11 protein-coding genes are annotated in these 12636 nt (G+C 72.1%); 3 read left to right on the plus strand and 8 right to left on the minus strand.

Annotation, left to right across the window (positions count from 1 at the left end; translation table 11 throughout):
* Positions 1 to 69: 69 nt before the first annotated feature.
* Positions 70 to 1746, minus strand: a complete 1677-nt coding sequence (locus tag L6E10_RS05755) for a bifunctional UDP-sugar hydrolase/5'-nucleotidase (RefSeq protein ID WP_236217495.1) — start codon at positions 1744 to 1746, stop codon at positions 70 to 72.
* A 64-nt stretch (positions 1747 to 1810) separates the two neighbouring features.
* Positions 1811 to 2293, minus strand: coding sequence for a DUF4249 domain-containing protein (locus L6E10_RS05760; protein WP_236217497.1), 483 nt, complete (start codon positions 2291 to 2293; stop codon positions 1811 to 1813).
* 109 nt (positions 2294 to 2402) lie between these two features.
* Between L6E10_RS05760 and L6E10_RS05765 the strand changes: the two genes are divergently transcribed.
* From L6E10_RS05765 to L6E10_RS05775, 3 genes are read left to right on the plus strand one after another with little or no spacing between them, the layout of a single operon-like run.
* Complete coding sequence (locus tag L6E10_RS05765; protein WP_275676133.1) at positions 2403 to 3128, plus strand: response regulator transcription factor; 726 nt, start codon at positions 2403 to 2405, stop codon at positions 3126 to 3128.
* Entirely contained in the window at positions 3106 to 4521 is a 1416-nt protein-coding gene (locus L6E10_RS05770; RefSeq protein WP_236217498.1) for a cell wall metabolism sensor histidine kinase WalK, read from the plus strand. The genes L6E10_RS05765 and L6E10_RS05770 overlap by 23 nt, the downstream gene beginning before the upstream one ends.
* Entirely contained in the window at positions 4518 to 6269 is a 1752-nt protein-coding gene (locus L6E10_RS05775) for a glycosyltransferase family 39 protein (RefSeq protein ID WP_236217500.1), read from the plus strand. Before L6E10_RS05770 ends, L6E10_RS05775 begins: the two co-directional genes overlap by 4 nt.
* Positions 6270 to 6284: 15 nt before the next feature.
* Here the strand turns inward: L6E10_RS05775 and L6E10_RS05780 are convergent, their stop codons facing one another.
* From L6E10_RS05780 to L6E10_RS05805, 6 genes are all read right to left on the minus strand, one after another.
* Positions 6285 to 7067: an SGNH/GDSL hydrolase family protein gene (locus L6E10_RS05780; protein ID WP_236217502.1), complete on the minus strand. Its 783-nt coding sequence runs from the start codon at positions 7065 to 7067 to the stop codon at positions 6285 to 6287.
* Between the two features lie 53 nt (positions 7068 to 7120).
* Positions 7121 to 8302 (minus strand): hypothetical protein, encoded by a 1182-nt coding sequence (locus L6E10_RS05785; RefSeq protein ID WP_236217503.1) that lies wholly within the window; start codon positions 8300 to 8302, stop codon positions 7121 to 7123.
* A 113-nt stretch (positions 8303 to 8415) separates the two neighbouring features.
* Positions 8416 to 9357 carry a DUF389 domain-containing protein gene (locus L6E10_RS05790; protein ID WP_236217505.1) on the minus strand — a complete coding sequence of 314 codons (942 nt, stop codon included), beginning with the start codon at positions 9355 to 9357 and terminating at the stop codon, positions 8416 to 8418.
* The gene (gene aspS / locus L6E10_RS05795; RefSeq protein ID WP_236217507.1) at positions 9357 to 11132 is read right to left on the minus strand and encodes an aspartate--tRNA ligase; all 1776 of its coding nucleotides are present in this window, start codon (positions 11130 to 11132) and stop codon (positions 9357 to 9359) included. Before aspS ends, L6E10_RS05790 begins: the two co-directional genes overlap by 1 nt.
* 66 nt (positions 11133 to 11198) lie before the next feature.
* Positions 11199 to 11585, minus strand: coding sequence for a hypothetical protein (locus tag L6E10_RS05800; RefSeq protein WP_236217509.1), 387 nt, complete (start codon positions 11583 to 11585; stop codon positions 11199 to 11201).
* Complete coding sequence (locus L6E10_RS05805) at positions 11582 to 12613, minus strand: hypothetical protein (RefSeq protein ID WP_236217511.1); 1032 nt, start codon at positions 12611 to 12613, stop codon at positions 11582 to 11584. Before L6E10_RS05805 ends, L6E10_RS05800 begins: the two co-directional genes overlap by 4 nt.
* Positions 12614 to 12636: the final 23 nt, after the last annotated feature.

Consider the following 12636-nt stretch of genomic DNA (forward strand, 5'->3'; position numbering starts at 1 on the left):
TGAACTATCCCATTCGGACGACCACGTGCCACCACCTGAACCAGAACGCCCAGGTCATCGGCACTGAATTCACTCGTTCGTGGAAACCACCACGGGCCGGCCGTCCGCCACCAGGCGCCAGTCGGTGCCGGTGAAGCCGGCCGGGTCGAGCACGCCCACCGCCTTCACCCAGTCGATCAGCAGCTGGCGGATCTCCTGCTGCTGGTTGTGCAGCACGGGGGCCGAGGCGACGTGCGGGAAGTCGCCACCCCCTGCCTGCCGGTAGTTGTTGACGGCGACCGCGAACTCCGCCGAGTCCGCGACGGGCTCGCCACCGAAGCGGAGGCCGGTGATCCGCGAGCCGGCGGGCCGGGCGATGTCGATGTCGTAGGTCAGCGGTGCGGTCAGGCCGTAGGCGATGTCGAAGTTGTAGTCCGGCACGTCGGCCGAGACGGAGGCGGCGGTGAACGGGCCGCCGGGAGGCACCTGCCGGAAGTACCGCGCCGACTCCTCCAGGAAGTCGCGCAGCTGCCCGCCGGTCAGCCGCACGCCGACCAGCGTGTTGTCGAAGATGTAGAGCCCGGCGACGTCCCGGATGGACACGTCCCCGGCCGGGATGGCCGCCGCGCGGTTGAAGGGCGCGCACAGCGAGATCACCGGCAGCGACGTGGACTTCGCGACCTCCAGCGCCTGCACGTGGTTGATGAACCGCAACGCGGGCGTGTCCTCGAAACGGGCCCGCGAAGCCGACATCGCCGCCGAACACGTGCCGACGCGCGCGTTGACGTACGACACGACCTTCTCGTGGTCGTGCCGTAGAAGTCGCACGATCCGCGGGTCCTCCTGCACCGTCGCCGACGACAGCACCGACGACCGCGACGCCTGGAGTTCCCAGCGCCCGTCGTGGCGCAGGTCGAACTCCATCAGCGACAGCCGCTTGCCCGAGAACAGCGGCTCCGTCAGCAGGACCGGCCGTCCGGTGACCTTGTTCGTCACGAACCGCGACGGGATCTCCACGTGCGCATGGCCGACGAGGATCGCGTCGATGCCCGGCACGGTCTCCGCCACGAGCTCGGCGCAGTTCTCCGGGAACGGCACCTGGTCGCCGAGCGACGACGACAGGTCGGCCCCGGAGTGCGCCACCACGACCACGAGGTCGGACTTGCGCCGGATCTCCGGCACCCAGTGCAGCGCCTGCTCCACCAGACCGGGGAACGTCAGCACGCCGTCGACGTGCGCCCGGTCCCAGACGGCGATGCCGGGGTTGGTCAGACCGAGGATGCCCACCCGCAACGGCGGTCCGCCCGTGCGCCACACGGTCTTCACCACGTACGGCTGGAAGGCGGGCAGGCCGGTGGTGACGTCGACGGCGTTGGCCGCCAGCAGCGGGAACTCCAGCTGGCGCTCGAAGGTCCGCAGCACGGACAGGCCGTAGTTGAACTCGTGGTTGCCCAAAGCCGCGGCGGTGTAGCCGATGGCGTTCATCGCGGCGGCCATCGGGTGGACGTGGGCACCGCGCGTGATGGGCTCGACCTTCGCGTAGTAGTACGCGAGCGGAGTGCCCTGGATGGTGTCACCGGCGTCGAGCAGCAACGTCCGATGCCGCCCCACGGACGAACGCACGTCGTTCACCAGCGTCGAGATCTTCGCGAGCCCGACGTCGTTGTGCGCGAAGTCGTCGAACTCGCGGTCGAGGTAGTAGTCCCAGTTGAACAGGTTGCCGTGCAGGTCCGTCGAGCCCATCACCGTCAGGGTGAACGTGCGCACGACGCTCCCTCCGGTTGTGGTCGGGCTGATCACCCGACCATAACCGCTCACACTTGACCCCAAATCACCTCGTTGGCGGCGGCTGCCCGTCCTGCCGGACCCGTTGACCGGGTTCGACCACGCTGGACGCCACGGACCGGCCGTCCTCCGCGGTGGCGATCACGGTGACGGTGTCACCCTTCTCGACGCCCTCCACCACGGTGTCGGCGTCGACCACGTACGTCCTCGTGTAGCCGTCGCCGGACTTCACCTCGACGGACGAGTCGCTGATCGCGGTGACCACCCCTATCTGGAACTCGCCGTGCGCCGCCGCGCCCGGCCCGATGCCGAAGCCGCCGCGCAGGCCGTCCGGCGGCGCCGCGCCCGTGCCGCCGGGCCCCGTGTCGGCGCTTTGCCGGCTCGTGCCGGCGGCCGCGTGGATCGCCACCCCACCGGCCGCGGCGATGCCCACCGCGACGGCCGCTGCCGCCACCACCCTCTTCACGGTCCACGCCGGGCGAGCCCCTTCCCGGGGCGCTCCCCACTCCGGGGACTGTTGTTCGGTCATGACGGCAACCGTGGCCGCGTCGCCTGTGCCGGACCTGTGTGCGCCGTAGGGCTGAGCTGTGCGGATCGCTCACAGCTGGTACACAGGGTCGGCGTTCACGATGGGAGCCATGCGCGCGATGAAGACCGAACTCCGCAGGCCGGACGGACAGCCGGTGCGGGTGCTCGTCGTCGACGACGAGTCCACTCTGGCCGAACTGATGTCCATGGCCCTGCGGATGGAGAAGTGGGACGTGCGCACGGCTCTCGACGGCACGTCGGCGGTGCGGACCGCGCGGGAGTTCCGCCCGGACGTGGTGGTGCTCGACGTGATGCTGCCGGACTTCGACGGGTTCGAGGTGCTGCGCCGGATGCGGGCCGAGTCCCCCGTGCTGCCGGTGCTGTTCCTGACGGCGAAGGACGCGGTGGAGGACCGCATCGCGGGTCTCACGGCAGGAGGCGACGACTACGTCACGAAGCCGTTCTCGTTGGAGGAGGTCGTGTTGCGGTTGCGCGCACTCCTGCGGCGCACGGGCGTGACGGCCGCGGACGCCGGTACCCGGCTGGTCGTCGGCGACCTGTCGCTCGACGAGGAGACGCGCGAGGTCGAGCGCGGCGGCAGGGCGATCGACCTGACGGCGACGGAGTTCGACCTGCTGCGCTACCTGATGCGCAACCCGAGGCGCGTGCTGAGCAAGGCCCAGATCCTCGACCGCGTGTGGAGCTACGACTTCGGCGGTCAGGCCAACATCGTCGAGCTCTACATCTCGTACCTGCGCAAGAAGATCGACGCCGGGCGCACTCCGATGATCCACACGATGCGAGGCGCCGGGTATGTCCTCAAGCCTGCGACCTAGGACCCTGCGGGCCCAGCTCGTCTCGGGGCAGATCGTCCTGCTGACGGCGCTGAGCCTCGTGATCGGCGGCGTCGCCGTGCTCGCACTGCACGCGTTCCTGATGAACAACCTCGACCGCGAGGTCACGACGCTGCGACCGGCACCGCCCGGGTCGCCGTACGGTCCCCCCGGCATCAACGCGCGGATCTTCCCCGACGGCTCCATCGGCGGCACGGTCGAGCTGCCGGGGTGGGAGGAGCCGCGCGCGCTCACCGAGGACGAGATCGCGGTGCTGGCGGCCACTCCGTCCGGCCTGCGGACGGTCGACCTCGGCGAGGCCGGCGAGTTCCGCGTGACCACCGACCGCATGGGCATCAAGGGCCTGCCGCTGTCGGCCGTCACGGACATCGTGTGGCAGATGGTCTGGATCCTCGCCGGGCTCATCGTCGCGGGCGCCGCGGTGGTGGCGCTGGCGGGCCGGGTGGTCGTCCGACGCGCTCTGGTGCCGCTGGACCGCGTCGCCGAGACGGCCACGCGCGTCTCCGAGCTGCCGCTGCACGAGGGGGAGGTCGCGCTCGCCGAACGCGTGCCCGAGGAGGACACCGACCCGGCGACCGAGGTCGGCAAGGTCGGCCTCGCGCTCAACAAGATGCTCGGCCACGTGGACCAGGCGCTGAAAGCCAGGCACGACAGCGAGACCAGGGTCCGGCAGTTCGTCGCCGACGCCTCGCACGAGCTGCGCACGCCGCTCGCCGCGATCCGGGGGTACGCCGAGCTGACGAGGCGCTCCGGCGAGGACCTGCCGCCCGCGGTGACCCACGCGATGGGGCGGGTGGAGTCCGAGGCGCTGCGGATGACGTCGCTGGTCGAGGACCTGCTGCTGCTCGCGCGGCTCGACGCGGGCAGGCCGCTGGAGAGCGAGGACGTCGACCTGTCGAGGCTCGTGCTGGACGTCGTCGGCGACGCCAGGATCGCGGGCCGGGACCACCACTGGCGGCTCGCGCTGCCGGAGGAACCCGTGGTCGTCCCCGGCGACGTGCAACGGTTGCACCAGGTTCTCGGCAACCTGCTGTCCAACGCGCGCACGCACACCCCACCGGGCACCACCGTCACCACCGGCCTGTCCGTCCACAACGGACGCATCGACCTCACTGTGACCGACGACGGTCCCGGCGTCCCCGAGGGCTTGGAGGTCTTCGAACGCTTCGCACGCGGGGACTCCTCGCGGTCGCGCGCGGCGGGCAGCACCGGGCTGGGCCTGTCGATCGTGGCCGCCGTCGTCGGCGCGCACCACGGGGACGTGGCGGTCGAGAGCGTGCCGGGCCGCACCACGTTCACGGTCTCGCTGCGCACAGCTCGTTCACAGGCGGAGCACACGACCGGCCCAGCACAGGGCGCGACCCTCGTCGCATGAGACGAGAACGCCTGGCGCCGGCGGTCCTGCTGGCCGGTACCGCCGTGCTGTACCTGTGGAACCTCACGGCTTCCGGCTACGGCAACGAGTTCTACGCCGCGGCGACGCAGGCCGCCGCGCAGAGCTGGAAGGCGTTGCTGTTCGGCTCGCTCGACCCCGGCGGCACGATCACCGTCGACAAGCCGCCCGCGTTCCTGTGGGTGAGCGGGCTCTTCGCGAAGGCGTTCGGCTTCTCCAGCTGGACGGTGCTCGCCCCGCAGGCGCTCGAAGGCGTCGCGGCCGTGGGACTGCTGTACGCGACGGTGAAGCGCACCTCGGGCCCGGCCGCGGCGTTGTTCGCCGGGACGGCGTTCGCCCTGACGCCGGTGGCCGCGCTGATGTTCCGGTTCAACCTGCCGGACGCGCTGCTGGTGCTGCTGATGGTCGCGGCCGCGTACTGCACGGTGCGGGCGCTGGAGAACGCGAGCCCGCTGTGGCTGGTGCTAGCCGGGTCGGCGATCGGGTTCGCGTTCCTCACCAAGATGCTGCAGGCGTTCCTGGTCCTGCCCGCCCTCGCGCTGGCGTACCTGGTCGCGGCACCGGCGTCGTTCCCGCGCAGGCTGCTGCACCTGCTCGGCGCCGGTCTCGCGGTGGTCGTCTCGGCCGGGTGGTTCATCGCGCTGGTCGAGCTGTGGCCCGCGGACAGCCGCCCGTACATCGGCGGCTCGACCAACGACTCGTTGTGGGAGCTGGCGATCGGCTACAACGGTCTCGGCCGCATCTTCGGCGGTGCCGGCGGCGGTCCCGGTGGTGGCGGTACGGGCGGCAACATCGGCTTCGGCGGTGAGACCGGCATCGGCCGGTTGTTCGGCGCCAGCATGGGGCCGGAGATCTCCTGGCTGCTGCCCGCGGCGCTGATCGGCCTCGGCGCCGGTCTGTGGTTCCTGCGACACGCCCCCCGCACCGACCGCACCCGCGCGGCGCTGGTCGTCTGGGGCGGCTGGCTGCTCGTGAGCGGCGCGGTGTTCTCGTTCATGAGCGGCATCACGCACCCCTACTACACCGTGGCGCTGGCCCCCGCGATCGCCGCCGTCACCGGGATCGCCGGCACCGAGCTGTGGCGCGGCAGGGCGCACCTCCCGGTGCGCGCGGCCCTGACCGCGATGGTCGCGTCGACCGGCGTGTGGGGCTTCATCCTGCTGGACCGCACACCGGCCTGGACGCCGTGGCTGCGCTGGGTCCTGCTGGCCGTGTCCGCGGCAGCCGTCTTCGCGCTGGTGTTCGGCGCGAGCCGCACGTGGCTCGCCGGTGCGCTGGTCGCGGCGGCGCTGCTCGGCACCTCCGGCTACGCCGCCGCGACCGCCGCGACCACGCACAGCGGCTCGATCCCCCTGTCCGGCCCGCGCTCGCAGCAGGGCGGCGGTCCGGGCCCGCGGGAGGGCGGTTCGTCCACGGAGGTCGTGCAACTGCTCAAGGCCACCGGCACCCGGTGGGCGGCGGCCACGGTCGGCGCCCAGAGCGCGGCGGCGCTGCAGCTGGCGTCGGGCCGCCCGGTGATCGCGATCGGCGGCTGGAACGGCAGCGACCCCGCGCCGTCGCTCGACGAGTTCAAGGTCCTCGTCGCCGAGGGGCAGGTGCGGTACTTCGTCCCGGGCGGAGGTGGAGGTGGACGTGGCGGCGACAACGAGATCGCCTCGTGGGTCGCGGCCCACTTCGAGGTGACGACGGTCGGCAGCCAGACGCTCTACGACCTGGGCACGGCCGGCTGAGCCGCGGGAGGCCCCCTACGCCAGGCCGGTGTCGGCAGGCAGCACGTCCCCCGGCACCGGCACCGCCACGGGCGGCTCCGCCCCCTCCCCGTCACCCCACAGCAACGGCACCAGGTCGGCGCCCCTGCGCCACAACCACGGGATCCCCTTCACCACCAACCACGCCGCGTGGTGCCACACCGTCAGCTCGCGCCCGCCCGAGCACTCCGGGCTCACGTCCCCGACCCGGTGCCCTGCCGCCCGCAGCTCGGCCGCGAACGCCCGCGCCAGCATCCGGTGGCCGCGCTCGGACGGGTGCAGGCGGTCGACCGCCCACGTCTCGAGCTCGTAGGCGCCGGGCAGCGCGTGCAGGTCGACGCAGCGCACGCCGTGCCGCGCCACGACGACGTCGACCACGCGGTTGTACTCGTCGATGCGGTCCTTGAGCACCCGCCTCAGCTTGCCCGGCAGCGTGAACACGCGGCCCTGGTCGTGGAACCGCACGGTGACCACGGAAGCGCCCGCGGCGGTCAGCGAGCCGCAGATGTGGTCGAGGTCCTCGTGCATCCGCCGGACCGAGAAGTCGGACCGCAGCGTGTCGTTGACGCCCGCGATGACCACGGCGGCGGTGGGGCCGCAGCGCAACGCCTCCGGCAGTTGGGAGTACCGGACGTCGGCCACGCGCGCACCGGAGACGGCGAGGTTGCGGTAGCCGTCGTCCTCGAACGCCGCGGAGAGCAGGGGGCCGAAGCCGCGCCAGCCGCCGGGGACGAGGTCGCCGATCCCGACCGCTGTGGAGTCACCGAGCAACACCAGCACGCGGACCAGCATCGGCTCGCCCGGTGATGCCGGAATGACCGTGCGGGAACCGGTCAGCGAAATGCTGGGTAAAGCGGGAGTTCGAGCACCTCGGGGCCGTAGCGGTCGGCCAGGGCGCCGATCACCGCGTCGGCGTGCGACGCGACCGTCTTCTCGCCCAGCACCAACGCGTCGGACCGCAGGCGGACCCACCGGCCGGCCAGCACGACGGTGCGCGGCGGGGCGTTGTCGACCGGGTCGGCCACCGGCATCGGCTTGGACAGTGCCCGCCACGTCGCGAGCCACACCCAGAGCAGCTGGGCCTCCAGCAGGCGCGGTAAGAGCACCGCGTCGTCGTCCATCTCGGGCCACACCGACCCGACCTCGGCCCGCCAGGCGGCGACCATGGCCTCGGACATGCCCGGCGGCAGGCCCCAGCCGCACCAGCACGACGGGAACGGCACGCGCAGCGCCGCCGCGTCGAACACGATGTCGCGGACGCAGCCGCCCTCGAAGTCGACGAACCGGACGCCGCGCGAGGTGACCAGGTGGTTGTCCGGGCAGGACGTCGACGGGCTGAACGCGCGCCGCCGCGAGGTGCTGAACGCCCGCGCGGCCCGGGCGGCGAACTCGGTGGCCTGCGAGGACGTCGCCACGCCCAGGGTGGTCTCGAGCAGGGCCGGTAAGCCCGCGATCGCCGCGTGCACGTCGACCGCGATCGGGTCCTGGCAGCACTGCGCGCCCGCCCGGCGCATCAACGCGTCGAAGTCGGCGTCACGGCCGGCCGTGGTGGCGTGCAGGCGGCCCATGGCGTGTGCCCACGACAGCAGGCCTCGTTCGGCAGCGCGCGCGTCCTTCGCGTGCAGCTTCTCGGACAGACGCGGCGCACGGCCCAGGTCTTCCAGCACGACGAGACGGAACTTGGCGTCGTGCGCGAACAGCTCCGGCGTCGCCCGTTCCTCGGCGGGCAGCGCGGTGAGCAGCTGGTGGCTGACGGCCTCGTGCGCCCACGGGTCGCGGTCGCCGCTCGCGGGCGGGTACTGCTTCACGACCAGCGTCCGCGGCATGGAGAACGGCGAGGAGGCGACTCTCACGCGGATCACGACGGAACGACCGGTACCCCCGAGAGCCTCGGGGTCCGCGAGGCGCACCTGTGCGCCCAGTCGCCTGGTCAGTACCCGCTCGGCAGCCCCGACGGCTTCGGCGATCTCAGGTGAGGTCGTCTCGGGAGAGCCCGCGGTGATCTCCACGCTCATCCCCTCCGACCCTACTCCCCCAGCCCCTGAGCCCGACCGACGCTAATCGGGCCGGGCCGCGACTGCCACCACTCGTTGATAACGGCTCGGACCGTCCGGAGGTTGCTCGGTGATCATCCCCTGGACAGCGGACGTGTGGAAACACCTTCCGCCGCCCCGCGCTTGCGGATCAACAGCACGAGCGCGGCGGCGACGACAATACCGATCAAGTTGATGCCCAGCTGGGCGACGGCGGGCCCGACCCTGTCCCACACTCCGAGAACCGCGGCCAGCGCGGCGTAGCCGGCGGCGGGCACGGTGGTGACCGAGATGAACACGCCGACGAGCGCCGCGGACTTCGCCGACGTCATCGACAGCATGCCCGCCGCACCCGCCAGCAGCGCCACGATCAGCGAGAACGGCCCGAACTGGTAGATGAACTCGGACTCGGTCCCGTGCAGCAGCGTCTCGCGGTCCAGCAGGTCGAACCGGGCACCGAGCCACGTCAGCGCCGAGGTGATCACGATCGCCACCGGGAAGCCGATCGCGAGGGCCGCGACAGCCCTGCGCACCAGGTCCCAGCGCTTCGCGACCAGGCCGACGGCGATTGCGGCGAGCGGGCCGAACTCCGGCCCCACGACCATCGCGCCGACCAGCGTCACCGTCGAGTTCGTGGCGATGCCGACCGCCGCGAGCAGGCACGAGATGGTGAGGAACGCCTGGAACGTGACGCTCGGCTTGGACTCCTCGCCGGTCTTCCCGATCAGCTCGTCCCACACGATCGCGTCCGACCCGTCGCCCGGCGCGTTCTCCTGCGCGCGGTCGGCGGCGTCGGACAGCGAGGTGTCGATCGTCTCGATCGTGATACCGCCGTGGCGGTCGATCCGCAGCTCGCACAGCGCGCCGACGACCTCGTCGACGGCTTCGCGGGCCACGTCGGCGGTGATGAGGTCGCCTTCGGGGTCGACCGCCGCGCCACGCAGGAGCACCAGGTGGGTGGCTCCCGCGTGGCCGCGGAGGACCTCCAGGGCGGCCTCGGTCTGGTCTGCCGGGCAGACCACCCTCAGCCGCAGCATTACGCCTTCTGGTCGGGCTTGGCGTCGACGCCGGCTTCCTTGCGCTGCAGCGCGGTGATCGGCGCCGGGGCCGCGGTCAGCGGGTCGTAGCCGCCGCCGGACTTCGGGAACGCGATGACCTCGCGGATCGAGTCGACCCCCGCGAGCAGCATGCAGAGGCGGTCCCAGCCGAGCGCGATGCCGCCGTGGGGCGGGGCGCCGTACTTGAACGCGTCGAGCAGGAAGCCGAACTTCTCCTGCGCCTCCTCGGCACCGATGCCCATGACGTTGAACGCGCGCTGCTGCACGTCCGCGCGGTGGATACGGATGGAGCCACCGCCGAGCTCGTTGCCGTTGAGGATGACGTCGTAGGCGTAGGCCAGCGCGTTGCCCGGGTCGGACTCGAAGTTGTCGATCCACTCCGGGGTCGGCGAGGTGAACGCGTGGTGCAGCGCCGTCCAGTTGCTGCCGCCGACCGCGACGTCACCGGCCTCGAGCTTGTCGACCGACTCGAACATCGGGAAGTCGACGACCCACGCGAAGGCCCACGCGTTCTCGTCGACCAGGCCGACGCGGTGCGCGATCTCGACGCGGGCGGCGCCGAGCAGGGCGCGCGCGTCCCTCGGGTCGCCCGCGCCGAAGAAGATGCAGTCGCCGGGGTTGGCGTTCACGGCCTTGGCGAGACCGTCGCGCTCGGCGTCGGTGAGGTTCTTCGCGACCGGGCCGCCGAGCGTGCCGTCCTCCTGGACCAGCACGTACGCGAGGCCCTTGTGGCCGCGCTGCTTGGCGAACTCCTGCCACGCGTCGAGCGTGCGGCGCGGCTGCGAGGCACCACCGGGCATGACGACGGCACCGACGTACGGCGCCTGGAACACGCGGAACGTCGTGTCCTTGAAGTACTCGGTCAGGTCGGTGAGCTCGAGGTCGAAGCGCAGGTCCGGCTTGTCCGAGCCGTACTTCGCCATCGCGTCGGCGTAGGAGATGCGGCGGAACGGCAGCGGCAGCTCGACGCCCTTGGTCTCCTTCCAGATCGCGGCGAGGAGCTTCTCGGTCAGGCCGATCACGTCGTCCTGCTCGACGAAGCTCATCTCGATGTCGAGCTGGGTGAACTCAGGCTGGCGGTCGGCGCGGAAGTCCTCGTCGCGGTAGCAGCGCGCGATCTGGTAGTAGCGCTCCAGGCCGCCGACCATGAGCAGCTGCTTGAACAGCTGCGGCGACTGCGGCAGCGCGTACCAGGAACCCGGGCGCAGGCGGGCGGGCACCAGGAAGTCGCGCGCGCCCTCGGGCGTGGAACGGGTCAGGGTCGGCGTCTCGACCTCGACGAACTTCTCGGCGTGCAGCACCTCGCGGGCGATGCGGCTGACCTCGCTGCGCAGGCGGATGGCCCTGGCCGGGGTCGAGCGGCGCAGGTCGAGGTAGCGGTGCTTGAGGCGGGCCTCCTCGCCCGGCTCGACGTCGCTCTCCACCTGGAACGGCAGCGGCGCGGCCTCGTTGAGGACCTCGAGGTCGCTCACGTAGACCTCGATGGCACCGGTCGGCAGCTCGGGGTTCTCGCTGCCCTCGGGGCGCTTGCTCACCTCGCCGGTGACCTTGATGACGTACTCGCTGCGCAGCCGGTGCGCGCGCTCGGCCATCTCGCCCTCGCGGAACACGACCTGGGCGACACCGGACGCGTCGCGAAGGTCGATGAAGATGACACCGCCGTGATCCCGCCGGCGGGCGACCCACCCGGTGAGGGTGACGGACTGCCCGGCGTGCTCGGCCCGGAGTGACCCGGCCTCGTGCGTGCGCAACACGGTGGTGGCTCCTTGTAGACGAAGTCAGCTTTGCCGTCAAGGCTAGCCGGAGCCACCGGCAGATTGTCACGCAGGGCTTTCCGGCTGCCCGGATGATCTCCCCAGCACCGGCTCCGCCTCCGCCCACGCGGCGTGCCACCCGTCGTGGACCTGCTCGGCGTTCTCGCCGTCGTCCGCGATCCGCGCGACCAGGTCGAGCACCGCCGCCCGGTGGTCCTCCCGCAGCAGCGGCACGACCTCGGCGAGGAACGGCAGCACCGCCGTGGCCGCCGGGCACACGAACCCGCCCTCCTCGTGGATCGTCCGGTCGAGGTCGCCGATGGCCCCGGCGACCACCTCCGGGTCGTCGGACAGCAGCGCCCGCAGGTGGCCCGGCGTGTCGAGCGCGGGGCCCCAGGCGTGGTCGACCGAGTGCCACGCGACGTCGTCGAGCCCTTGCAGCACAGGCCTCACCGCAGGTCCATCAGCACCGACGTGGCCAGGGACGAGACGCGCTGGCCCAGCGAGGTCACGGCGTGGTCGTGCACCGCCTCCTCGACGAGGCGCCGGTACTGGCGAGCCCGCGCCACACCGACCAGCCACACCGCGAAGGCCCGCAGCCGCACGTCCGGATCAGCCGCCCACACCGGCACGTACGGCACGACCAGGCCCACGTCCGCGGTGTCGCGCTCGAAGAGCCTCCTCAGGTAGTCGAGCGCCTCCGTGCGCCACGGCAGCACGTCCACCAGCGCCAGCACGAGGTCCATGCCCTCGAAGTCGTGGGGCCGCACCAGCCAGAGCACGTGCTCCAGCACCTCGTCGTAGCCCATCTCGAACTGCCCGGTCTCGAGGAACAGCCCGAGGTCCCCGGTCAGGCCGCGCAGGACCACCCCGGCGTCCGGCCGGGTCGCCGCCGACACGAGCATCCGCGCGCGCGGCTCGTCGTCCGGCACCTCCCGCTCGCGCAGCCACGAGAGCGCGGCCTCGTCGCCCCGGCCCGCGAACTCCGTCGCGACGAGCACCAGGCACAACCGCGTGGCGGGATCGGTCTCCTCGCCCCACCGCCGCGCCAGGGCGGGCAGCACCGGCGCGCTGTCCCCGCGCCCCTGCCCCAGCACGAACAGCGCACCCCGCCGCACCGCCACGGTGCTGTGGTCGAGCAGGGCCAGCAGCGCCGGTTTCGAGGCCTCCCAGGCGGGCGGCCAGCTCGGGTGGACGCCGTGGGAGCCGCTGCCGCCGGCGACCGCGATCGCGCCGCACACGTTCTCCAGCAGCCACTCGCGGCCGGGGGTGTTGTCGTGGGCGACGAGGTCCAGCAGGAACGGCCACGCCGCCGCGGTCGCCTCGCTCACCTCGAACTCGTCGCCGCACAGGTGCCGCACCAGTTCCTCGTGCGGCTCGACCGAGGTCCGGGCCTGCCTGAGCAGCCGGGGGAGGTCGTCGCCGTACCCGTCGTGGCTGCGCAACCGGTACCAGTCGATCCTCTTCAGACCCTCCACCATGGACCCAGGATAGGAAAAGGGCC

Origin of the sequence: Lentzea sp. CC55 (assembly GCF_021056325.1) — a bacterium.
In the GTDB taxonomy this organism is placed as follows: Bacteria; Actinomycetota; Actinomycetes; order Mycobacteriales; family Pseudonocardiaceae; genus Lentzea; species Lentzea jiangxiensis.

Coding starts and splice junctions, on each gene's coding strand:
- L6E10_RS05760 (WP_236217497.1), bottom strand. CDS start 2,293: ATGACCGAACAACAGTCCCCGGAGTGGGGAGCGCCCCGGGAAGGGGCT.
- L6E10_RS05765 (WP_275676133.1), top strand. CDS start 2,403: ATGCGCGCGATGAAGACCGAACTCCGCAGGCCGGACGGACAGCCGGTG.
- L6E10_RS05770 (WP_236217498.1), top strand. CDS start 3,106: ATGTCCTCAAGCCTGCGACCTAGGACCCTGCGGGCCCAGCTCGTCTCG.
- L6E10_RS05775 (WP_236217500.1), top strand. CDS start 4,518: ATGAGACGAGAACGCCTGGCGCCGGCGGTCCTGCTGGCCGGTACCGCC.
- L6E10_RS05785 (WP_236217503.1), bottom strand. CDS start 8,302: ATGAGCGTGGAGATCACCGCGGGCTCTCCCGAGACGACCTCACCTGAG.
- L6E10_RS05790 (WP_236217505.1), bottom strand. CDS start 9,357: ATGCTGCGGCTGAGGGTGGTCTGCCCGGCAGACCAGACCGAGGCCGCC.
- L6E10_RS05805 (WP_236217511.1), bottom strand. CDS start 12,613: ATGGTGGAGGGTCTGAAGAGGATCGACTGGTACCGGTTGCGCAGCCAC.